This is a genomic window from Pseudomonas sp. GW821-FHT03C07 (assembly GCF_059420925.1).
The window spans coordinates 469,942-491,108 of record NZ_JBWKUQ010000003.1 but is presented as its reverse complement, the minus strand read 5'-3'; the positions used below and the strand labels follow the sequence as shown (position 1 = coordinate 491,108).

At 59.5% G+C, this 21,167-nt stretch carries 20 protein-coding genes and 1 tRNA gene; 9 read left to right on the top strand and 12 right to left on the bottom strand.

All coding sequences use genetic code 11. The features are described 5' to 3' along the window. Positions 1-64: 64 nt before the first annotated feature. A complete protein-coding gene (locus tag AC07VG_RS08590; protein ID WP_495020868.1) occupies positions 65-874 on the top strand; it encodes an alpha/beta hydrolase in 810 nt (269 codons plus the stop codon). Between the two features lie 282 nt (positions 875-1,156). Further along, the gene (locus tag AC07VG_RS08585; protein WP_495020867.1) at positions 1,157-2,281 is read left to right on the top strand and encodes an HPP family protein; all 1,125 of its coding nucleotides are present in this window, start codon (positions 1,157-1,159) and stop codon (positions 2,279-2,281) included. Here AC07VG_RS08585 and AC07VG_RS08580 read toward each other — a convergent pair whose 3' ends face one another. After that, positions 2,282-3,145 carry a LysR family transcriptional regulator gene (locus tag AC07VG_RS08580; protein WP_494999531.1) on the bottom strand — a complete coding sequence of 288 codons (864 nt, stop codon included), beginning with the start codon at positions 3,143-3,145 and terminating at the stop codon, positions 2,282-2,284. A gap of 184 nt (positions 3,146-3,329) precedes the next feature. Between AC07VG_RS08580 and AC07VG_RS08575 the strand changes: the two genes are divergently transcribed. Beyond that, positions 3,330-3,965, top strand: coding sequence for a hypothetical protein (locus tag AC07VG_RS08575; protein WP_494999532.1), 636 nt, complete (start codon positions 3,330-3,332; stop codon positions 3,963-3,965). Between the two features lie 36 nt (positions 3,966-4,001). On the opposite strand, the gene AC07VG_RS08570 is transcribed toward AC07VG_RS08575, so the two are convergent. Beyond that, positions 4,002-4,547: a hypothetical protein gene (locus AC07VG_RS08570; RefSeq protein ID WP_495020866.1), complete on the bottom strand. Its 546-nt coding sequence runs from the start codon at positions 4,545-4,547 to the stop codon at positions 4,002-4,004. Between the two features lie 443 nt (positions 4,548-4,990). Between AC07VG_RS08570 and AC07VG_RS08565 the strand changes: the two genes are divergently transcribed. Then, positions 4,991-6,076, top strand: a complete 1,086-nt coding sequence (locus AC07VG_RS08565; RefSeq protein ID WP_495020865.1) for a type I restriction endonuclease — start codon at positions 4,991-4,993, stop codon at positions 6,074-6,076. An 81-nt stretch (positions 6,077-6,157) separates the two neighbouring features. Here the strand turns inward: AC07VG_RS08565 and AC07VG_RS08560 are convergent, their stop codons facing one another. From AC07VG_RS08560 to AC07VG_RS08530, 7 genes are all read right to left on the bottom strand, one after another. Then, positions 6,158-6,517, bottom strand: a complete 360-nt coding sequence (locus AC07VG_RS08560) for a helix-turn-helix domain-containing protein (RefSeq protein WP_495020864.1) — start codon at positions 6,515-6,517, stop codon at positions 6,158-6,160. Further along, positions 6,517-6,819 carry a type II toxin-antitoxin system HigB family toxin gene (locus AC07VG_RS08555; RefSeq protein ID WP_495020863.1) on the bottom strand — a complete coding sequence of 101 codons (303 nt, stop codon included), beginning with the start codon at positions 6,817-6,819 and terminating at the stop codon, positions 6,517-6,519. The genes AC07VG_RS08560 and AC07VG_RS08555 overlap by 1 nt, the downstream gene beginning before the upstream one ends. A 255-nt stretch (positions 6,820-7,074) precedes the next feature. Continuing rightward, positions 7,075-7,148: transfer RNA gene (locus AC07VG_RS08550), tRNA-Gly, on the bottom strand. A gap of 294 nt (positions 7,149-7,442) precedes the next feature. Next, a complete protein-coding gene (locus tag AC07VG_RS08545; RefSeq protein WP_495020862.1) occupies positions 7,443-8,330 on the bottom strand; it encodes an alpha/beta fold hydrolase in 888 nt (295 codons plus the stop codon). A 318-nt stretch (positions 8,331-8,648) separates the two neighbouring features. Further along, positions 8,649-9,341 (bottom strand): 16S rRNA pseudouridine(516) synthase, encoded by a 693-nt coding sequence (locus AC07VG_RS08540; RefSeq protein ID WP_495020861.1) that lies wholly within the window; start codon positions 9,339-9,341, stop codon positions 8,649-8,651. Between the two features lie 35 nt (positions 9,342-9,376). Beyond that, entirely contained in the window at positions 9,377-9,595 is a 219-nt protein-coding gene (locus tag AC07VG_RS08535) for a cysteine-rich CWC family protein (protein WP_494999548.1), read from the bottom strand. Beyond that, positions 9,588-11,078 (bottom strand): sensor domain-containing diguanylate cyclase, encoded by a 1,491-nt coding sequence (locus AC07VG_RS08530; RefSeq protein ID WP_495020860.1) that lies wholly within the window; start codon positions 11,076-11,078, stop codon positions 9,588-9,590. The genes AC07VG_RS08535 and AC07VG_RS08530 overlap by 8 nt, the downstream gene beginning before the upstream one ends. A 169-nt stretch (positions 11,079-11,247) precedes the next feature. On the opposite strand from AC07VG_RS08530, the gene AC07VG_RS08525 reads away from it, so the two are divergent. Then, positions 11,248-12,090 carry a cache domain-containing protein gene (locus AC07VG_RS08525; RefSeq protein WP_494999550.1) on the top strand — a complete coding sequence of 281 codons (843 nt, stop codon included), beginning with the start codon at positions 11,248-11,250 and terminating at the stop codon, positions 12,088-12,090. A 25-nt stretch (positions 12,091-12,115) separates the two neighbouring features. Here AC07VG_RS08525 and AC07VG_RS08520 read toward each other — a convergent pair whose 3' ends face one another. Further along, positions 12,116-13,600, bottom strand: a complete 1,485-nt coding sequence (locus tag AC07VG_RS08520) for an MDR family MFS transporter (RefSeq protein WP_495020859.1) — start codon at positions 13,598-13,600, stop codon at positions 12,116-12,118. After that, complete coding sequence (locus tag AC07VG_RS08515) at positions 13,597-14,502, bottom strand: LysR family transcriptional regulator (RefSeq protein ID WP_494999552.1); 906 nt, start codon at positions 14,500-14,502, stop codon at positions 13,597-13,599. Before AC07VG_RS08515 ends, AC07VG_RS08520 begins: the two co-directional genes overlap by 4 nt. A 181-nt stretch (positions 14,503-14,683) precedes the next feature. On the opposite strand from AC07VG_RS08515, the gene AC07VG_RS08510 reads away from it, so the two are divergent. Continuing rightward, entirely contained in the window at positions 14,684-15,298 is a 615-nt protein-coding gene (locus tag AC07VG_RS08510) for an NAD(P)-dependent oxidoreductase (protein ID WP_494999553.1), read from the top strand. A gap of 115 nt (positions 15,299-15,413) precedes the next feature. On the opposite strand, the gene AC07VG_RS08505 is transcribed toward AC07VG_RS08510, so the two are convergent. Then, positions 15,414-16,298, bottom strand: a complete 885-nt coding sequence (locus AC07VG_RS08505; protein WP_494999554.1) for a LysR substrate-binding domain-containing protein — start codon at positions 16,296-16,298, stop codon at positions 15,414-15,416. Positions 16,299-16,440: 142 nt separating this feature from the next. Between AC07VG_RS08505 and AC07VG_RS08500 the strand changes: the two genes are divergently transcribed. From AC07VG_RS08500 to AC07VG_RS08490, 3 genes are all read left to right on the top strand, one after another. After that, positions 16,441-18,078: a 5-guanidino-2-oxopentanoate decarboxylase gene (locus AC07VG_RS08500; protein ID WP_494999555.1), complete on the top strand. Its 1,638-nt coding sequence runs from the start codon at positions 16,441-16,443 to the stop codon at positions 18,076-18,078. Continuing rightward, entirely contained in the window at positions 18,078-19,526 is a 1,449-nt protein-coding gene (locus tag AC07VG_RS08495) for an aldehyde dehydrogenase family protein (protein WP_494999556.1), read from the top strand. The genes AC07VG_RS08500 and AC07VG_RS08495 overlap by 1 nt, the downstream gene beginning before the upstream one ends. 388 nt (positions 19,527-19,914) lie before the next feature. Next, positions 19,915-21,018, top strand: coding sequence for an extracellular solute-binding protein (locus AC07VG_RS08490; RefSeq protein WP_248794483.1), 1,104 nt, complete (start codon positions 19,915-19,917; stop codon positions 21,016-21,018). Positions 21,019-21,167: the final 149 nt, after the last annotated feature.

Sequence of the window (21,167 nt, the reverse complement as noted above, 5' to 3'; positions counted from 1 at the left end):
CCTGTCAACCTGTGATCATGATTGGGGCTCCCGCCAGTGGAGCTGAACAGGTCAGAGGTGGTTCATGGAATTCTTCGAAAGGCTCACCCGTCGCGCTGTTCTGTTGCGCCTATCCTGGATTGTCAGAATACTGCTGATTAGTTGTGTTTCCGTTCCCACGTTGGCGGCGACGACTAAAACCACCAATACCCTACCTACGCGGCCAGGGGTAACGGAACGATTTGTTCTGATTACACCCGATCAGCCGCGAGCCAGTCTGATTTTGTTTTCTGGCGGGGAGGGTCGACTCAATATTAATGACAATGGCGATATCCGCACGGGCAAGAATAACTTTCTAGTCCGGACTCGGGATCAGTGGGCGGCTCAAGGGTTTCAAGTTGCTGTCGTTGATAGGCCCTCCGACGGGGTTGAACGCGACAGTTACAGATACGCTCAGGATATTCGTTATGTGGCCGAGTTTCTGAAGAAAAAGTCCAATATCCCAGTATGGTTGGTTGGTACCAGCCGTGGCACGACCTCCGCAGTCTCGGTGAGTGTAAAGTTTGCGGCGGACAGTTTATTTGATGGTGTGGTTCTGACTTCAAGTATTCTCGACGGGGTGGGCAGCGTCACCGCGTTTGATCTGTCTCGTATCAAAGTTCCTGTGCTTGTTGTGCATCATCGTAACGATGGCTGCCATGTCACCCCCTATGCATTGGCGCCCACGCTGCTTGGCCAGCTTTCCTCTGTCCCGGCCAAGGAACTGATCACGGTGGAGGGCGGGGATGATTCCGGTAATCCTTGTGAGGCCATGGCGCATCATGGTTACAACGGCGTCGAAAGCGTCGTAGTGCAAAAGGTGAGTGATTGGGTTAAGGCTCACTCAACCCGCTAGTCTCCCGCTTCAGAAAAACCTTCTCTTTTAGGTTGCCATGCCCTGTTTGTAGTTGAGCACTTGGGTGGGGCCGGGGTGTGGCTACTTGAAACACGATAGGAAAGAAGGGGTGGAGGATTTTGGTATCAAAAAAAATGAATTCAAATAGCAATATTTTGCGTTTGTCAGCTATGTCCAGTGTTGCCAAAATGCTGACCTGATTCCAATGAATGCTCTTTTTCGTGCCTCCCCCGGTACACAGGCTCATTAATATTAATGAGCCTTTTTTATTCAGTGTGAAAAATGATCAAGTCTGTTTTGTCGAGTTTTTATCCGGCGTCATTGAACACCCGGCCCAGGGAATGGTTGCGCGCATCAGTCGGGGCGTGGGCAGGTGTTCTTATTACGGCCCTGGTGTGCCAATACGTCTATGGGTTGGAGCTGACGCTTCATCTTATAGGTCCGGTAGGCGCGTCATCCGTTTTGTTGTTTGCTGTTTCTACGGGCGCACTGGCTCAGCCTTGGTCGATAGTCGGCAGTTATTTTGTCGCTACCGTGGCCGCGTTGATAGCGGTACCGTTACTCGGTCATTCTTTCTTGAGCGCCAGCGTCGCTGTGGGATTGGCCATTGGCGGCATGTTCATGCTTCGTTGCCTGCACCCTCCCGGTGCTGCCGTGGCGCTCTGTGTTGTGCTGTCTCAAAGCGATTTGGCCCCCTTGGGGCTGCAGGTTTTTTATCCGGTGATGCTGAATGCCGGAGTTCTCTTGGGGTGTGCACTGGTATTCAATAATCTGACCGGGGTTCGCTACCCCAAAGCCCATCTCAATCCATCGGCGGAGATCAACCACACCCGGGATATCCCTCCGTTCGAGCGGGTCGGTTTTAATAGTGATGACCTTGACGCGGCACTGGCGGATATTGACGGATTTGTTGACGTCACGAGAGAGGACCTGGAAAGCATTATCCGATCCACCGAAAAGCACGCGTTAAGACGGAGCATGGGGGATATTCAAGCTGCCCATATCATGTCGAGGGACGTGCTTTCGGGGACCCCGGAAACAACCATTAAAGAGGCGGTGCGGATCCTGATGCACCACCACATCAAAACCTTGCCCGTACTGAATGAAGAAAACCATATTGTCGGTATTATCAGCCTTACGGATATTATCAAACACCCGCTAGCCAGTCGGAGCAGCGGTTTGCCTGGCGTGTTCGGGGTCAAGAAAAAGACCTTGTTGAAAGACATCATGCAGGCGCCCGTGACCTGTGTGACGACGACGGCTCATATTGTCGAGCTGATACCGTTACTGTCAAAGCAGGGCTTGCACTGTATTCCGGTCCTGCAAAATGACGTATTTGTCGGGGTGATCACACAGACAGACTTGATCGCGGCCTTGCACCGCGATTTGATTGTGCACCTGCATTAGTCAGATCAGCGGATCCCAGCGTTGGGACCAATCGCTATCCCGGGTGACAATATCTTTTAATAGCTTGATGGCGAGTTGCAGCTCGGTCGATGATCGGCTACGAGAATAGACCAGGAAGGTTGGGTAGCTGAATTCAGGGGCGGAGCTGACGCGCTCAAGAATGCCGCTTTCAATATAGGATTGCACGACACGGGTCCTGAAGTAGCCGGACCCGCCATTGTCGAGAATATATTGCAGGGCGACGGGCCCCAGGTTGAAGGAAAGCGCTGCCTTTGCTTTTTCCGGCAAGGCCGCGTCATGGGAGTGCCGGAAGCCAACGCCCCAGTCGATGTAGACATAAGGCTCGGGTTTGGCGATCAGGCGGACCAGTATCAATTTTTCTTCGAGAATCTGCTCGACTTGCAAGTCGGGCCAGTAGGCCGGTTGATAAACCAAGGCCGCATCCAACAGGCCAAGCTCCAATTGTCGTAACAGCGTTGAGCCGTCCCTGATCTCCGTTTTGATGGCGTGCGTCGGTATGGATTTCTGGATTTCACGAACCCAATCCAGAATGAGCGGATTGCATAAACTGACTTCGCCACCGATATGCAATATTTTGTGGAAACCTTCGGGCAGGGGTAAATCCCTGACCGCAGCCTCCCAGGTTTGTACCAACTGGTTGGCATAGACAACGAAGGCTTCCCCGTCCGCTGTCAGTTTGGCCCCCGCTTTGTTGCGGACGAATAACTTGCTATTGAGGCTGCTTTCCAGCTTTTGCACACGGGCGGTGATCGCCGTCTGGGTCACATGCAATCGCTGCGCGGCGGCAATCAGACTGCCGCATCTGACGATTTCCAGAAAGGTTTTAGCCAGCTCGATATCCATTCTTATGCGCCAAAAATACGTTATGGGGCCACGCGGAGTGGGCCTTGTAAAGACCAGGCTGGGGGCTTTTTTCCAATTTGGCCAGATTTCTCGAGTATGGCCTTTTGTTATTACTGGTGACTCTCTAGAATCCGTTCCGCGCTCCGGCCATGGAGGCGCTATGCCATCAATTAGGGAAGTCGACATGCAAATTGGAAAAATTCTGGGGTTGGCCCTAGTGCTCGGGCTGAGTGGTTGCGCGAGCTTCACCAAGGACGAAGTGGCGCCGGTGAAGCTGCCATCGATGTCCAGCTATTCGAACAAGCCGAATGTGTATGTGGACTTCAAGTTCTACCAAGGTGTGCCAAAAAGCGCCTCAGCCGTTGAAGTGCCGCAAGCGCGCGAGATGCTCAAGCCTGAACTGCAAAAAGTGCTGAACGATTCCGGACTCTTCAGTCGTGTCACGCTGGACGAATTCCAGAAGCAGCCTGGTGATTACAACCTGCACCTCAAGGTTTACAACCATCCGGCGGGTGGTGGCCAACTGGTCATGGGTTTTATCAGTGGCCTCAGCCTCATGATCATCCCGGCGCTGGCCACTGATCAATACACCATGAGTCTCGAAGCGGTTGACCAACAAGGGGTGGCAATCAGCAATGCGAGCAACCATGATTCGATCAATACCTGGATGGGGATCTGGTTTGTACCTTTGATGGGCAACACCCCGAAAGCGGCGATCAACGACACGTTCAGCCGCCAGGTCAATGCGCTGCTCAAGCAAATGGTCGAGAGCAATGGCCTGAAATACTCGGCGCTCAACTCCGGCGTACCACGGGCTTGATAAACCAAGGGCCGCAATAGCGGCCCTTTTTTATCCTTACTTCAAGGCCTGAATGAACTGCGGGTCGCTGTACAGCGCCTTCAGCAAATCACGCACCATCGGGTTGTAGGCATTGGCGGCGTTCGGAATCGCAATGAATCCGAAAAAACTGCTGCTCCACTCGTGGTTCACGTCCTTGGTCGCGTCATAGACCACCTCATTGCCCTTGAGCAAAGTAAAGCGGGCAGAGAGCTGCCCGGTACCGGTGCTGGCTCCTGCCGTCAGCTCATTATTGACCAGCAATACATTCAGGTGCCGCTCTGCTTGCGGATCCAGCAGGCCGGCTTTGCTCAGCTCTTCGTTGATGGCCTGCTGAATATGCAGGGGGATGCTGCCGCTCGGCGAACGGATCGGGTTAGCCCGAACCATCAGCGAGCCCTGGCCAGAGGCGGCTTTCACCTCGGCATTGCTGATCGATTGCAGCGGTGGAGTTTGCTTGAGCTGTTGGACGTTTTCGTAGCTCGGCTCGTAGCGGGTCATGGTCACACCGCAGCCTTGCAGCAACAGGGCGAGCAGTGGGAGCAACAGAAGGGACTTTTTCACGGCATATCCTTGCGTGAGTGTAGGGAGGCCGGATTATCGTTAGATGGCTTATCGCTATCAACCATGTTTCAGCGTTGAGCTGAGAAAAGGAAGAAAAGGGGCGCTGGGCTCCTCTTCGTACCCCGAAACCGACTGATTTGAGGGCAGCATTCAAAGCTGATGCTGCCAAGGCTTTACGTAAGCCTCCTGCCGGTGTGCAGCACCAATGCCGCATGCCAAGCCAGCCGTTTGGCCTGTCCGGGAACTGTGACGCCCACCCCGCTATGCTGATTTGATTAGATTTGTACGTGAAATTAAATCATGAGGTTATTTCTAACCCACCTGTCTGGGTTTACCCGATTTTTGGAAGGCGGCCTTTCTTTGTGCTGTTTTATGTCTACTCTCAAGAGTGGTCATTTTGCCATCATCCTCATCAATGGATCTGAACAGGTCAGAGGTCGTTCATGGACTTTTTTGAAAAGCTCGCCAGTCTCGCTGCCAAAGTGCGTCTTCAAAGCGCTGCTATTCAGACGGAAGAGGCGACCAAAAACGCCTTCGTCATGCCCTTTATCAATACTGTTCTAGGCTACGATGTTTTTGATCCGCAGGAAGTGACCCCTGAATTTGTCTGTGATGTGGGGACGAAGAAGGGTGAAAAGATTGATTACGCTATCATGAAGGACGGAGAGGTTCAGATTCTGATTGAGTGCAAAAAAATCGGCGAGTCACTCAATCTCAACCATGCCTCTCAATTGTTCCGCTATTTTCATGTCACCAGCGCTCGGATTTCCATCCTGACCAACGGCCAAGTCTATAAGTTTTTCACTGACCTCGATGCCCCTAACAAAATGGACGAGAAGCCTTTTCTGGAACTCGATTTACTGGACATCGATGAGTACTCAGTTCCAGAGTTGACTAAGTTGACGAAGTCAGCTTTCGACGTGGATTCGATCATCAATGCCGCAGGAGAGTTGAAGTATGTCAGTCAGATCAAGAAGGTTATCGCCTCTCAAGTCAGTAAGCCCGATGATGATTTTGTCAAAGTCTTTGCAAGTCGAGTTTACGATGGAGTCATAACTCAGAAAGTACGCGAGCAGTTTTATGAACTGACCAGAAAGGCGCTAGCGCAGTTTCTCAATGACCAGATCAATGACCGTCTCAAGTCCGCAATGAGCGGCGTGCTTCAACCGACGGTCAGTTCACTTCCGGTTGCTACGGAGGGCGTAAATAGTACGACTGATAGTGTCGATTCAGAAGCTAAAATTCTGACGACACTGGAGGAGCTGGAGGGTTATCACATTGTTCGTGCGATGGTGCGTTCTGTCGTTGATGCGAAACGTATCGTGCAGCGGGACACTCAGAGCTACTTCGGTATCCTGCTGGATGATAACAATCGTAAGCCGATTTGCCGTCTGCATTTTAATCGCTCACAGAAATACATCGGGATCTTTGATGAGGAAAAAAACGAGACGCGGCACCCGATCAACTCGGTGGACGATATTTATGAGTACTCGGATTGCTTGAAGAAAACGGTAGGCTATTACATGTGAAGGTGTTGGCCGCCTGGTTCGGCATAATCATTGGCTGATGGCTGACGACAAAACTCGGGGCAAACTCCAGAGTCTTGCGCGTTATGCAACATCCGCGAGCAAGCACTCATAAGGAATTCGCAAACCGTCATGCAAGCGCTTGATCATCGACAAGCTCAGTTTGCGTTTGCGGTTTAATATTTCGGATACGCGCCCGCTCGATCCAAGGAAAGGTTCCAGGTCACGAGGGGTCAAGCCCTGCTGATCCATGCGAAATTTAATCGCTTCGATTGGGTCGGAAGGTGGCATTGGATAATGCTGGTCTTCGTATTTTTCGATGAGCAGCGCAAGAATTTCCAGTTCATCCCCTTCAGGCGTACCGATTTCTGCGCCCCACAGCTGCTCCATACGCGCAAAGGCGGCGCTCAGGTCTTCCTGGTTGTGAATAGGTTTAATGTTCATTACACAGTCTCCGCGTCGATCTGGTCATACTGGGCATGGGTGCCAACGAGTCGTATGAAGCCAAGCTGTCTCTGATCATCGATTGCCAGAATCACTCGGTATTTGTTGCCGCCAATGTTGAATACCGCCCTCCCACCTTTGAGGATACTGGCAGTTCTCAGCTCCGCCTTGATCTCTTGCGGCGTGCGATAGACGGCCTTTTCCATATGTCGGTACCACTCAACCAGTGGCGTCCCTGAGTCGGCATAAGCCGGGCTGCTTTCCCAGAATATCCGCAAGGTACCACTTGCTATTACCCGCACCTACAGGATCCCGTTTTGGGAGGTATTAGGCTTTGCTGTCGAGAGATGCACCCCAGGTGTGCAGTTCCGGAATGAGAGGGGCGATGACAAGCCGCCTGCCTGCGAATGGGGCGCCGAAAGGCGCCTTTGTCGTTTCTGGGAGAAACGTTATTTTTGACGGTCTAGTGCAATCCCGCCCATAAAAAAACCGGCCACTGAGGGCCGGTTTTCTTTTGTCTTCGTCGCACTGTTCAGCAACGTCGGACTGGATTCGATTGGAGCGGGTGAAGGGAATCGAACCCTCGTTATCAGCTTGGGAAGCTGGAGTAATGCCATTATACGACACCCGCTCGGACGGCTGACTTTGTACCAGATGTGGCCGGGGATTTGAAGTTTTTCTTTGAAAATCTGTGTTTTAACAAGCACGTCGGGTCGGCGGTCACGCACGCAAGGCCAATACCCGTCAGTAAGCGCAAGCGCGGTTCCTGTCGGTTCCAGGCTTGCCTGCGAGACTTCTGGTGGCCACTCGGGCCTCTTCGCTGCGATGCGGCGTCCCGACAAGCCTGGCTCCTACAAGGGGTTTGCGTCCATCACGGGATTTGTGTCCGTTCGCAAGAACGCTGCAAACCCGTGATAACCCTCGTTCACATGGCCTGTGCATGGTGCTCCTGAACGTGTCGGTAATACCGCGATCGGCTTTCCTGATGCGTCGGCTTGAGGAACTCCAGCAGCGCATGACGGCTGTCGCGGCAGGCGGACTTGTGCTCCATGTCGAGAAAGTGCCCGGTGCTGCGGATGGTGCTGAACTGGCTGTGGCGCACATGCTGACCGAATTGCAACGCATCGCTGGGCGAGGTGTATTCGTCCCATTCACCATTCATGAACAGCACCGGTACGTCGATCTGTTTCGCCGCCGTCAGATAGCACAACTGGTCACTGCTGAGCACCTGGCTGATATGGAAGTGCATCTGCCCGTATTCATGCTCGGCCAGGCTGCTGACGTGCCGGTAGTTGTAGCGCTTGAACAGCGACGGCAGGTGCTTGCCGATGGTGTTGTTGACCAGATGGCCCATGCGGTCGCGGTCGCAGGCGCTCAGGTAGTCGACGCCCCGTTCCAGATAGTCGCGCATCGGTTCGCTGAGCACCGGTGAGAAGGAGCTGATCACCGCCTTCTCGATTCGCCGTGGCCGGTGCGCCAGGGCAACCAGGGTCGCCGCGCTGCCCCAGGAAAAGGACATCACATGCTCGGCGCCGAAATGGTCGATCAGCTCCAGGAGGATCTGCCCTTCGATTTCCTTGGTCAGCATTCTTTCGTGACGGTTGTGCACCTTGGACTTGCCCGCGTAGGGCTGGTCGTAGCACACGACGTTGTATTGTGGATGCAGGTTCTTCACGGTCTGTGCAAACGACGCAGTGGTAGCCAGCGAACCGTTGACCAGGATGATGGTCTTTTCTGCGGCATCTGCGCGATAGAACTCCGTGTAAACCCGATACTGACCCTGTATATCCAACACAGCGATTTCTGGCCTCATGTCAAAGGACTCCTGGCAAGCGGGTATGCGCGCAACGAACTGTGCACGATTTATATGACAGGTAGGCATTCGCCTGGAATGTTGCAGGCCCATGTCGGTCCGTTGAAGCCTGGCCGACGGGTGTTGTTATAGGAGGGCAATCTGCCGCAAAGCGAGAGCCGGTGGGCCTCGCAGTCGACAAAGAGTTTCTTGGTATAGCAGCGTGACTCATCAGTCATATTTCGGCTGACGGTCTGATTCAAGCAGGCGTACGTTGATTGCGCAAGGAACGATTTGTCATAAGTTAGTGACTTCTGCCGAGCGGTCGTCGTCGTGCGCTCAGATCCGGCCGATTTCTTCGGCCTGCAACGGGCGATAGTGCCCCGGGGCCAATTGCTCATCCAGCACCAGCGGTCCCATGGCTTCGCGGTGCAGGCGCAGGACCTTGTTGTCGAAGTGGCCGAACATGCGCTTGACCTGGTGATAACGACCTTCGACGATGCTCAAGCGGGCACTGCGCGGGCCGAGCAATTCCAGCGTGGCGGGCTGGGTGGTCAGGTTCTCGAAAGCAAAATACAAGCCACGGGCGAAAGTCTCGGCGTATTCAGCGCCGATGAGCTGTTCGGTCTCCACGTAGTAGACCTTGGGCAGTTTGGTCTGGGGCTGGGTCAGCCGGCGCGACCACTGGCCGTCGTTGGTCAGGATCATCAGCCCGGTGGTGTTGAAATCCAGGCGGCCGGCGATGTGCAGCCCAACGGCGTCGGGCGCGTCGATCAGGTCGAGGACGGTGCGGTGCTCGGGGTCGCGGGTGGCGCTGACGCAGCCCGGCGGTTTGTGCAGCATGAAGTAGCGCGGCGGGCAGCCTGCCTGCAGCACCTCGTCGTCGACTTCGACCTGGCTGAACTCTCGGACCTCATGATGCGGATCGCTGATGCTCAGGCCATCGACTCTGATCCGTTTTTGCACCAATAACAGGCGCACCTGTTGGCGGTTGAAGCGGGGCAGGTTGCTGAGGAAACGGTCAAGGCGCATGGTTGAAGGCTTTCGGCGTGGGTGGGCATTTTACGTCATGGCGCCGGTTGTGGGGGCGCCTTCAGCTGCTTATCCACTTGCGCGCAACGCGGACACAGGCAGGCGGCGTTGCGCAGTTCGGCCGGCAGGGTTTCGAGTAGCGCCGGGTCGATGCTGACGCTGTAGCACCAGCAGGGCCGGTCGGCCGTGCGCGGGTCGGCCAGGGCGCAGTCGTTGCGCGCACCGCAGGCCGGACAAAGGCTGGGGTCATTCATGGGCGGATTTCAGCAGGTCGCTGCAGACGCGGTTGCGTCCGCTCTGTTTGGCTCTGTACAGCGCATGATCGGCCCGGGCCAGCAGGCTGTGCAAGGTGTCGTCCTGTTGGAGTGAGGTCAGGCCGATGCTGACGGTCAGTTGCAGGCTCTGGCCGTTGTAGCTGTAGCCCTGTTGCTCGATATGTCGGCGAATTTTCTCGGCGATCAGTTGGGCATTGGTGCTGTCGGTGTCCTTGAGCAGGACAATGAATTCCTCGCCACCCCAGCGGCAGATAATTTCCGACTGGCGCAGGCAACTCTCCAGGTCTCGGGCAAATCCGCTCAGCACGGCATCGCCCGCAAGGTGGCCGTAGCTGTCGTTGAGTTGCTTGAAATGATCCAGGTCCAGCAGCAGCGCGGTCAGCGGCTTGGGTTCGCGTTGGGCCTCATGCAGGGCCTGGGCCGCCAGCAGGTCGAAGCCTCGGCGATTGGGCAGGCCGGTGAGGCTGTCGAGTGTCGCCAGGGCCTGGATCTTGCGCTGGTAACGCTGGATCACGCGGTTGAGCAGGGCCAGCACGATCAGGCTCACCACCAGGCAGATCAGCAGGTTCAGGTACAGCGACTGGCGAATCCCGCTGAGGGCACTGTCCTCGCGCTTGTCGACGAACAGGTACCAGTTCAACTCTGGAATGAAGCGCACATTGAGGAAGTGCCCCTTGCCGTCCGAGTCCGTGTATTCGTAGCTGCCATCGTGGGGTTTGGGCAGTTTGGCCTGTAGGTTCTTCATGCTTGCCAGGTCGTTCAGCGACTGCCCGGCCCGGGCGCCTTCGGGGCCGCCATCGGCGCCAGTCAGCACCAGGCGACCGAAAGTGTCGACGAAGTAGACGCTGCGCTGGTAGCGCTGCTGGTACTTGTCCATCAGCTTGACCACCGCGTCCACGGTCAGGCCGACGCCGGCAGCACCGATAAAGTGCTCGTCGTAGTCGAAGACCTTGTAGTTGATGAAGAAGGTCAGGCGATTATTGTTGGCGGTGTCCGGGTCGACATTGATCTCGTAGGGGGCCTGCATGTCCCGCACACGGAAGTACCAGAGGTCGTTGGGATCGTCGATGCGGACTTTCTTCAGCACGCCCTTGGCCTGGTAGTAGGTCAGGTTGCTGTTGGAGACGAAGAAGGCGGTGTAGGCGCCGTAGTGGGTCATGACTTCGTTGAGGTAGCGGGTCATCTGCTCCGGGTCGCGTTCGCCGGCCACCACCCAGTCACGCATAAAGGTGTCGCGGGCCATCATCGAGGAAATCAGGATCGGGCGGACCAGGTCTTTCTGGATTTCCGAGTAGACAGTGTCGGAGGTCAAGGGCAGTTCGGTATTGACGATGCCGTCGCGGATCGAGGTGCGCGAGGCGTAGTAGCTGAGCAGGGAGGTGGCGAGGAAACCGCTGGCCAGCAGGGCGATCAGCGTCAGGATCAACGAGCGTTGCGAGTAGAGCACTGAGCGAAGCGGCATGACGATTCCGTAGGCGGGTTCCCGATGGACGCATTCTAGTGGTGCGGATAAAAAATGCCCGCACATTTTGCGCAGCGGTCGGGGCCCTCCACCTCGGCTTGCTGAATGCTTCCGTATAGGCTGTGGCGGTCTACGCTGCTGGCAGACCAACAGGAACGAGGGGTGCACCATGGGGTTTGGCTTAACACGGGCCTTGTCAGGCTGTTTGATGTTGCTGTGCCTGGGGTCGGCGCTGGCGGCAAGCGTACCGCCGGATGAAGCGCCGGCGGCCAGGGCGCTGCTGGAAAAGGCCGTGGCTTACTACCGCGACCAGGGTGACAAGGCGTTCGCCGCGTTCAGTCGCCAGGGTGAATTCGTCGATCAGGACCGCTATGTGTTTGTGGTCGACACCCATGGCGTGATGCTGGCCAGCGGCGGCCCCTCTTCGGCACTGATCGGGCGTGACGTGTCCGAAGCCCTGGGTCTGGATTTGCGCAAGGCGTTCAAGGACAGGCTCAAGACCCCTGAAGGTGGCGGCATCCGTGAGGCCGAGTATCGCTGGCAGAACTGGAATGATGGCAAGGTCGAGCGCAAGCGGGTGTTTTACCAGCGCGTCGGCGAGCGCATCCTGGCGGTCGGTTATTACCTGCCTCGGGCCTCGCCGCAGCAGGCCGAAGCTTTGCTGGCCAGGGCGGCGACCGATCTGGGCAAGGACAAGCAGGCCACGCTCGAGTCGATCAATGCCCTGGGCTTCCTGGAGGATGACCTGTATGTCTTCGTGGTGGATCTGAAAACCCATCGTTACCTGGCCCACGGGACCAACCTGCGACTTGTGGACACTGACTTCAGCAAGGTCAAGGACCCCGACGGCAAGCCGGTGGGGGCGCCGATCCTGGCAATGATGGCCAAGCAGGAGCGTGGAGAGTACGAATATCGCTGGAAGAATCCGGTGACCGGCAAGATCGAGGACAAGCATGCCTACCTGAGAAGGGTCGGGCAGTACCTGGTGGCGGTCGGGTATTACAGCCCTTGACCACCCCACCAGGCGAGCCTTGCGATCAGTGGGTCTTGTCGTCCCGCCCGCGCAACACGTTGTTCGGCATCGCCAGCGCCGCCGCCAATCCCAGCAGGGCGATGGCGGCGCTGATCAGCAGCAGATGGCGGAAGCTCAGCAGCAGTTCCCCGCGCAGGGCATCGCGCGCCGGGCCTTCAGCGCTGTTCAGGCCTTCGAGCAAGGCATTGCCCGAAGCGCCAGCCAGGTGCGTCAGGCTGAAGTCCTGCAACAGCGCCAGCAGCAACGCCGACATCAGCGCCACGCCCATTGCACCGCCGAGGGCGCGGAACAGGTTGGTGGTGCTGGTGGCGACGCCGATATCACGTTGTTCCACGGAGTTCTGCGTGCCCACCAGCGAGGTCGGGAACTGCAGGCCGCCGGCAATCCCGCAGAGCAACATGAACAGGCTGCTGAGCAGTACCGCCTGGGGCGGGGTAAACGCCATGCCGAGAATGCTCAGTGGCATCAGCAGCGCCCCGCTCAGGATCAGTGGTTTGTAGTAGCCGGTCACCGAGGTCCTGCGTCCGGCAAAGTAGGCCCCCATGGGCAGCCCCATCGCCAGCGGCAGCAGGTGCAGGGCCGCGCTGTCGGCGCCGGCGCCGGTCACGCTCTGGAAACGCAGGGGCATCAGCACCGTGAGCGAGATCGTCTGGAAGCTGGTGAAGAAGATCGTGCACCAGCACAGCAGGGCGTTGCGGTTGAGGAACAGGTGCATCGGCAGCAAGGGTTCGGCCGTGCGCCGTTCGTGCAGGACAAACAGCCACAGGGCGCTTAGCGCCGTAACCAGCAGGCCCAGCACCTGGCTGTCGTTCCAATGGTGGCCTTGGCCGATGACGGTGATGCCCAGCAGCAGGGCGGTCAGGCCGATGATCATCAGGACGGTGCCGAGGTAGTCGATGATCGGTTTGCGCTGTGGTATCGCCAGGCCGACCAGGGTGCGGTGGACCACCCACCAGGCGCCCAGGCCCAGTGGCAGGTTGATCAGGAAGACCCAGCGCCACGACAGGTACTCGGTCATATAACCGCCGAGCACCGGCCCGGCGACGCTGGCCAGCGCATACATGCTGCTGAAATAACCCTGGTAACGGCCGCGTTCGCGGGGCGCGATGATGTCGCCGATAATCGCCTGGCTGACCGAAATCATGCCGCCTGCACCGATGCCCTGGATGATCCGCGCCAGCACCAGTTGCTCCATGCTCTGGGCCAGGCCGCAAAACAGCGAGGCGAGGGTGAACAGACCCATGCCGAACAGCATCAGCCGACGTCGACCATAGAGGTCGCCGAGCTTGCCGTAGATTGGTACAGCCACGGTCATCGCCACCATGTAGCCGGAAATCACCCAGGCCAGCAGGCCGACATCCTTGAAACGAGCGGAGATGGCGGGCATAGAGACGGCGACAATCGTCTGGTCCAGCGCACCGAGGAAAATCGCCAGCATCAAGGCAATCAGGATACTGCGAATCGCCGGCTTCGTTTGGCCAGTCCTCATAATCCCTCATCCCAGAGCGGCGTTTCGGGAAAGTGCTGCACCAGGAAGTCGAGCATGCTGCGCAGCGCCGCCGGCATGTGTTTGCGCGAGGCGTACACCGCGTAGATGTTCATCCGTATCGGTTCCGCCAGGGGCAACAGCCGCACCAGTTCGCCCCGCTTGATATAGGCCCCGGCCTGGTAGGTGGGCAGCATCGAGATACCCGCCCCGGCGATCACCGCCTGCATCAGGGTCCCGGCCTCGTTGGCGCTGATATTGCCCTGTACCGGCACGGAAACCTGTTCGCCATCCTGCTCGAAATGCCAGAGGCTCTTGCCGAAGTAGGAGTGGGTCAGGCAATTGTGCCGGCTCAGTTCCTCCACCCGCTGCGGCGCCGGATGCTCGCGCAGGTAGGCCGGAGAGGCACAGATCACCGAGCGACAGACAGTCAGACGGCGGGCGATCAGGTTCGGGTCCAATTCGTTGCTGGTGCGAATCGCCAGGTCGATACGTTCGTCGACCAAATTCACCGTGCGGTCGAGCATCTGCAGGTCGACACTGACGCCCGGGTAGCGCTTGACGTATTCAGCGATGGCATGGGCCAGTTGTGCCAGGCCGAAGGAGGTGCTGACGCTGATCCGTAGTATCCCGCGCGGCGCCTCGTCAGGTTCGCGGACGGCGGCCTGCAGGTCCGTCGACAGCTCCAGCAGTTGTCGGCAGCGCGGCAGGGTTTCGTTGCCGGCGGCGGTCAGGCTCAGCTTACGGGTGGTGCGGTGCATCAGCCGGGCGCCGACCCAGTCCTCCAACTCCGCGAGGTAGCGCGACACTACCGGTCGCGACAGGTCCAGATGGTCGGCCGCCGCCGACTGGCTACCCAGGTCGACCACCGTGACGAAGACCCGCATTGCCGTAAGACGATCCATGATTTGCCCACTTTCAGAAACAAACTATGTTTCAGCATCGCATTTTTTGTATTGGTTCGGGCAACTAAGCTCTGTTCATCGCCCTCACGGCCAACAGATTTTGTAGATCGGCCTCCCTGCTCCCTGGGTGGGAAGGCGCCCCTCGACGCACAGCGTCATTCGATTGGAACTGGAGAGTGTCATGAGCAAGATTGCAATCATTGGTGCCAGCGGACGTGCCGGTAGCCAGTTGCTGGAAGAAGCCCTGCGGCGCGGCCACAGCGTGACCGCCATCGCCCGCAACCCGGCGAAGATCACTGAGCGAGCCGGCGTGGTGAGCAAGGCGGTCGATGCGCTGGATGCCGCTGCGCTGGAAGCGGCGATTGCCGGTCACGATGTGGTGATCAGCGCCGCGCATTTCGCCACGCTGCCGGCCGCAGCGGTGATCGCTCCGGTGAAGCAGGCCGGAGTCAAACGCTTGCTGGTGGTCGGCGGGGCCGGTTCGCTGTTGTTGCCGGGTGGTGGTCGGGTGATCGACAGTCCGGGCTTTCCGGCGGAGTACAAGGCTGAGGCCAGTGCCGGTGCGGAGTTCCTTGAGACCTTGCGTCAGGAAAAGGAACTCGACTGGAGCTTCCTGTCGCCGTCGGCGGAGTTTGTCGAGGGCGAGCGTACCGGCCATTTCCGTCTGGGCAAGGACGACCTGCTGGTGAGTGCCGAAGGTCGCAGCTGGATTACTTTCGCCGACTACGCCATTGCCCTGTTGGATGAAGTCGAGAAACCCGCGCATTCGCGCCAGCGGTTTGCTGTCGGCTACTGAGTTTCAGCGATACCTTTTGCTATCTGTAGGAGACGGCTTGCTGGCGATGAACGATAACGCGGTCCGTCTGGGACAGCGCAGCGTCTACATCGCCAGCAAGCTGGCTCCTACAGGTTTAAACTCGCTCCGCCGCCTGTGCCACCAGCCACTCCATCAGTTCCCGCAACTCTGGCGCCGTCCCGGCCCGCTCCGGGTAGACCAGGTAGTACGCCTGTCCGGTGCGCACCCGCAAATCGAACGGCATAACCAGTCGTCCAGCGCTCAGGTCCTCGCCGATCAACGCCCAATCACCAATCGCCACGCCAGTGCCCTGGGACGCCACGCTCATCGCCAGGTCCAGGGTGTCGAAATGCTGTCCCTTGCCGATATTACTGACCCGCGCGCCCGCTACCTTGAGCCAGGCTTCCCAATCCCGCTGGTCGCGCGTGGGATGCAGGAGCATATGCTGCTCAAGGTCGGCGAAGCTGTGCAACGGCACCGGACCTTCCAGCAGTTGCGGCGAACAAACCGGCGTCAGCTGTTCGTCGAACAGGTGGTGAGACGCCACCGAAGGTCCCGGCGGCGCGCCATAGACCACGGCGGCATCGAATTCCTCGCGGCGGAAATCCACCGCATGCTGCACCGTGGTGGTCAGCTCCACGGGCACGTCCGGGCGCTCCTTCTGCCATTGCAACAGGCGTGGCAGCAGCCAGCGCATCATGCAGGTCGGGGCTTTGAGCTGCAGGGCCTCGCGCCGGGCGCCAACCTGATCCACCGCCTCGTCGATCAGGTTGAACACCTGCTGGATCCGTGGAAACAGTTCACGGCCCTGGGCGGTCAGGCTCAGGCCACGGGCCTGGCGCTGGAACAACGCATAACCGAGGTGACTCTCCAAACCGGCGATCTGCCGGCTCACCGCGCCCTGGGTGATGTGCAGCAGTTCGGCCGCGCGGGTGAAGTTGCAGCACTGGGCGGTGACCAGGAAGGTATGCAGAGCGGGCAGCGGTGGCGGACGTTTCATGGGAGGGCAGCTCAGGCATGACGACAGGACATGCCTAGTATGACTATTTTTGCCTTGTGCCCGCCATCGGCCAAACGCTCCAATACCCCTATCGCCGTGCTCATCGGCAGCATGGCTTATACGAACAAGAAGGGCGGGACAGATGGCGACGTGCGGCGAAGTATTGGTCAAGTTACTGGAAGGCTACGGGGTCGAGCAGGTGTTCGGCATTCCTGGCGTGCATACCGTGGAGCTCTATCGCGGGCTGGCGTCGTCGCGCATCGAGCATGTCACGCCGCGCCATGAACAGGGCGCCGGTTTCATGGCCGACGGCTACGCCCGCACCAGCGGCAAGCCGGGAGTGTGCTTTATCATCACCGGCCCCGGCATGACCAATATCACCACCGCGATGGGCCAGGCTTATGCCGATTCGATCCCGATGCTGGTGATTTCCAGCGTGCAGTCGCGCAGTCAACTGGGCGGCGGGCGCGGCAAACTGCACGAATTGCCGAACCAGGGCACGCTGGTGGCGGGCGTCGCGGCGTTCTCCCACACACTGATGTCGGCGGCCGAACTGCCGGCAGTGCTGGCCCGGGCCTTCGCCCTGTTCCAGGCCGGGCGGCCGCGTCCGGTGCACATCGAGATTCCCCTCGACGTGCTGGTGGAAAACGCCGATGCCTTGCTCGATAGCCAGCCGGTGCAGATCACCCGTGCCGGTGCCGCCCCGGCGGCGATCGCGCAAATGGCCGAACTGCTGGCCAAGGCTCGCCATCCGCTGATCCTCGCCGGTGGCGGTGCCATCGATGCGGCAGCCGCGCTGACCCGACTGGCGGAGCGACTGGAGGCACCGGTGGCCTTGACCATCAATGCCAAGGGCATGTTGCCGTCGCGCCATCCGTTGCTGATCGGTTCGACCCAGTCCATGGTCGCCACCCGCGCCCTGGTGGCGGATGCCGATGTGGTCCTGGCCATTGGCACGGAGCTGGCGGAAACCGACTACGACATCACCTTTGCCGGCGGCTTCGAGATTCCCGGTACCTTGTTGCGTGTCGATATCGACCCGGACCAGACCGTGCGCAACTATCCGCCCAAGGTCGCGCTGGTGTCCGACTCGCGGACAGCGGCCGAGGCGCTGCTCGCGGCTGTCGAGGGCCAGGCGCTGGCTGATCGTCAGGGCGATTGGGGGCCGCAACGTGCCGCTACCTTGCGCGCGGAACTGGGCGCTCTCTGGGATGCACCGACCCGCGCCCAGACGCAATTCCTCAACACCGTTCTCGACGTGTTGCCGGAGGCGGTGCTGGTGGGCGATTCGACCCAGCCGGTCTACACCGGCAACCTGACCCTGAACCCGGAGCACCCACGTCGCTGGTTCAACTCGTCCACCGGCTACGGCACCCTCGGTTATGCCTTGCCGGCGGCCATCGGTGCCTGGTTGGGCGGTGCCCGTGAGCGCGGCCAACGGCCTCCGGTGGTCTGCCTGATCGGCGATGGCGGTTTGCAGTTCACTCTGTCTGAACTGGCCAGCGCGGTTGAGGCGCGGACCCCGATCATCGTGCTGCTGTGGAATAACCAGGGCTACGAAGAGATCAAGAAATACATGGTCAATCGCGCCATCACCCCGGTCGGCGTGGATATCTACACCCCGGACTTTATCGGCGTGGCCCGGGCCCTGGGCTGCGTGGCCGAGGCCGTTGCCGGCGTCGAAACCTTGCGTACGGCACTGGAGGCCGCCGCGGATCGCCAGGGGCCGACCCTGATCGAAATCGACCAGCGATTGTGGATGGAAGGGGAGGCCTGGTGATGAACGTGCAAATGAATCAGGACGGTCTCTACATCGACGGCCAATGGCGTTCCGGCAGCGAGCAGCTACGGGTGATCAATCCGGCCACCGAGGCTTTGCTTGGCAGCGTTTCCGGTGGTGATGGGCAGGCGGTGGAGCAGGCGGTGAGCGCGGCGTGCCGGGCTTTCGCCGTTTGGTCGGCGACTACCGGGGCCCAGCGCGGTGCCGTGTTGCGCAGGATTGCCGAGGGCGTGCGCGAGCGCCGCGAAACCCTGGTCCAGCTGCAATCGAGCAACAACGGCAAGCCGCTGTTCGAGGCGGGCATCGATGTCGATGATGTGATTGCCACCTTCGAGTATTACGCGGGCCTGGCCGAGACCCTCGACGGGCAGCAGGACAAGCCGGTCGAGTTGCCCAGCGACGCTTTCGCCGCCCATGTACGCCGCGAGCCGTGTGGGGTGGTGGGGCTGATCGTGCCGTGGAACTTCCCGATGGTCACCACCGCCTGGAAGCTGGCTCCGGCCCTGGCCGCCGGTTGCTGCGTGGTGCTCAAGCCGTCGGAAGTCACGCCATTGCCGGAGTTGGAACTGGCCGCGATCATCGCCGACAGCGGCTTGCCGGCCGGGGTCTTCAACCTGGTCTGTGGCACCGGCCTGGCCGTCGGCGCGCCACTGGCGGCCGACCCCCGGGTGGCGAAGATTTCCTTCACCGGCAGCAATGCGGTGGGGGTCCAGGTGATGCAGCGGGCGGCGGAAACCGTGAAGGGTGTGAGCCTGGAGCTGGGGGGGAAATCGGCGTTGCTGGTGATGGCTGACGCCGACCTCGATCTTGCGGTGGAGCTCGCCAGTGGCGGCGGTTTCTTCAACGCCGGGCAGATGTGCTCGGCCACCAGCCGGGTGTTGGTAGCGGAGGAGATCGCCGATGAGTTCCTGCTGCGCCTGACCGCGCGGGCCGAAGCCATTCGCGTGGCGGACCCGTTCGACCCCGAGGTGGAAATGGGCGCGCTGGTCAACCAGGCGCAATACCAGCGTGTGCTCGGCCATATCGACCGTGGCCTGAGTGTCGGCGCTCGGCTGGTCTGTGGCGGCGGACGTCCGCCGGAGCTTGCGCGCGGCTATTTTTTGCGGCCGACGATCTTCACCGAAGTGCCCCTGGACAGTGCGTTGTGGCGTGAAGAGATTTTCGGCCCGGTACTTTGCGTGCGCAGTTTTGCCAGCGAGGCCGAGGCGTTGGCGCTGGCCAACGACAGCGAGTTCGGTCTGGTGGCCAGCGTGGTCAGCCGCAGTGACGAGACCGCGCAGCGGGTTGCCAATGCCTTGCAGGCCGGGCTGGTGTGGATCAATGCGCCGCAGGTGATCTTTCCGCAAACCGCCTGGGGCGGCTACAAGCAGAGCAGCCTGGGCCGTGAGCTGGGGCCTTGGGGTTTGCAGGCGTTCCAGGAGATCAAACACGTGATTCGCGCCCTGTAGAAAGCTTTCGGGCCGTGGAATCTTGACGCCGCCGCACACCCTGTAGGAGCTGGCTTGCCAGCGATGAGGCCCGAACGTCTTGCATCGATCGTTCGGACGCCATCGCTGGCAAGCCAGCTCGTACAGGAGTTTGTTGTGCCTGTCTGTTTTGTGTATCGGCGTGGGGTAGGTGTGGCCCCTGACAGGGCAACGCATGCCTCGAAATGAGGCATGCGCCGGGCGCATGGCTTCAATGACAAACTTTCGATTGTTGCCGGTTCCGGGCGACCTCAGGATGAACCTGCCGACTCAGCCACGACCCACGGTCCTCGGGGGCTCCAGCGAGATCGAAGACCGGCTGCAGACGTTGCGACCGACCTCATACCTAAAAGAATAAAGGGAGTCCGAAATGGGCCAGTACGACCTGAACAGAAGGCAGTTTATCAAGACCGTGGGCGTCGCTTCGGTGGCCGCCGCCGCCATGAGCATGCCGTTTATCCGGGCCAACGCCAGCGACACCCGCTTCCAGGGCAAGACCCTGAAGCTGCTGACCTGGTCCGATGACACCGGCCTCGCCGCCCTGCGCAATATCGCCGCGACGTTCGAGGCCAAGACCGGCGCCAAGGTCATCGCCGACCGCACCGGCAGCACCTCGGAAATGGTCGCCAAGCTCAAGGCCGGCGGTGATCGTCCGCAGTACGACATCATCACCCTGGCCGGTGTCGGCGCCGAAGGCCTGGCCGCTGCCGGGCTGCTGGAAAAGCCCGATCTGAACCGCATCCCCAACCTGGTCGACGTGCCGGAAAAATACCGCACCGGTGCCAACGGCCACGGTATCGGCTACCTGCTCTGGTGCAACAGCCTGGTCTACAGCACCCGCACCGTGAAGGAGGCGCCGGACAGCTACGCGGCGCTGTGGGACAAGGACTTCGCCAGCAACCTGTTCCTGCCGCCGCCGAACTGGACCGAGGCCATGGACCTGATCATCATCGCCGCCAAGCTGGCCGGCGGTGACGAGCACAATATCGAGCCGGGCTTCAAGAAACTCGCCGAGCTCAAGGACCGCGTGGTTACCCTCGGGGAAAACCCCAACCAGATCGCCGAACTGTTCCGCACCGGTTCTCTGGACCTGGGTGGCCTGTATGCGCCGGCGTTCTTTCCGAAACAGATTCGTGATCCGGCCTACGGCCTGGGCGCCACCTTCGGCATGAAGGAGGGCTTCTACACCGACCTGATGCTCTCGGTGATGCCGAAGAATCGTCCTGGCGATACCGACCTGGCCTACGCCTTTATCGACCATTCGCTCGACCCGCTGGTGCAGGGCAAGATGGCCGAAGACATCTTCAACGGACCGGTCAATGCCAAGGCGATCATCTCCGCCGAGGCGCGCAAGAGCCCGTATATCCTGACCCCGGAGCAGATCGCCGAGAAAGCCATCATGCACGACAACGCGTTCCTGGCGACGGTGCATGACCAGTGGATTCGCCGCTATACGGAAATCTTTTCGTCCTGAAGTTCAGGCGCAGGGGCCTTGGCGCTTTCGTGTTGGTTTTGAACCTGTCGCGAAACCTGTAGGAGCCAGCTTGCTGGCGATGGCGATCTGACAGTCAACATCCTTGTCGCCTGATAAACCGCTATCGCCAGCAAGCTGGCTCCTACAGG

Excerpts from the sequence above, each read along its gene's own strand:
- AC07VG_RS08560 (WP_495020864.1), bottom strand. The coding sequence starts at position 6,517 with ATGAACATTAAACCTATTCACAACCAGGAAGACCTGAGCGCCGCCTTT.
- AC07VG_RS08510 (WP_494999553.1), top strand. The coding sequence starts at position 14,684 with ATGAGCAAGATTGCAATCATTGGTGCCAGCGGACGTGCCGGTAGCCAG.
- AC07VG_RS08505 (WP_494999554.1), bottom strand. The coding sequence starts at position 16,298 with ATGAAACGTCCGCCACCGCTGCCCGCTCTGCATACCTTCCTGGTCACC.
- AC07VG_RS08585 (WP_495020867.1), top strand. The coding sequence starts at position 1,157 with ATGATCAAGTCTGTTTTGTCGAGTTTTTATCCGGCGTCATTGAACACC.
- AC07VG_RS08575 (WP_494999532.1), top strand. The coding sequence starts at position 3,330 with ATGCAAATTGGAAAAATTCTGGGGTTGGCCCTAGTGCTCGGGCTGAGT.
- AC07VG_RS08590 (WP_495020868.1), top strand. The coding sequence starts at position 65 with ATGGAATTCTTCGAAAGGCTCACCCGTCGCGCTGTTCTGTTGCGCCTA.
- AC07VG_RS08490 (WP_248794483.1), top strand. The coding sequence starts at position 19,915 with ATGGGCCAGTACGACCTGAACAGAAGGCAGTTTATCAAGACCGTGGGC.
- AC07VG_RS08580 (WP_494999531.1), bottom strand. The coding sequence starts at position 3,145 with ATGGATATCGAGCTGGCTAAAACCTTTCTGGAAATCGTCAGATGCGGC.
- AC07VG_RS08525 (WP_494999550.1), top strand. The coding sequence starts at position 11,248 with ATGGGGTTTGGCTTAACACGGGCCTTGTCAGGCTGTTTGATGTTGCTG.
- AC07VG_RS08535 (WP_494999548.1), bottom strand. The coding sequence starts at position 9,595 with ATGAATGACCCCAGCCTTTGTCCGGCCTGCGGTGCGCGCAACGACTGC.
- AC07VG_RS08495 (WP_494999556.1), top strand. The coding sequence starts at position 18,078 with ATGAACGTGCAAATGAATCAGGACGGTCTCTACATCGACGGCCAATGG.
- AC07VG_RS08540 (WP_495020861.1), bottom strand. The coding sequence starts at position 9,341 with ATGCGCCTTGACCGTTTCCTCAGCAACCTGCCCCGCTTCAACCGCCAA.
- AC07VG_RS08545 (WP_495020862.1), bottom strand. The coding sequence starts at position 8,330 with ATGAGGCCAGAAATCGCTGTGTTGGATATACAGGGTCAGTATCGGGTT.
- AC07VG_RS08530 (WP_495020860.1), bottom strand. The coding sequence starts at position 11,078 with ATGCCGCTTCGCTCAGTGCTCTACTCGCAACGCTCGTTGATCCTGACG.
- AC07VG_RS08520 (WP_495020859.1), bottom strand. The coding sequence starts at position 13,600 with ATGAGGACTGGCCAAACGAAGCCGGCGATTCGCAGTATCCTGATTGCC.
- AC07VG_RS08500 (WP_494999555.1), top strand. The coding sequence starts at position 16,441 with ATGGCGACGTGCGGCGAAGTATTGGTCAAGTTACTGGAAGGCTACGGG.
- AC07VG_RS08515 (WP_494999552.1), bottom strand. The coding sequence starts at position 14,502 with ATGGATCGTCTTACGGCAATGCGGGTCTTCGTCACGGTGGTCGACCTG.
- AC07VG_RS08565 (WP_495020865.1), top strand. The coding sequence starts at position 4,991 with ATGGACTTTTTTGAAAAGCTCGCCAGTCTCGCTGCCAAAGTGCGTCTT.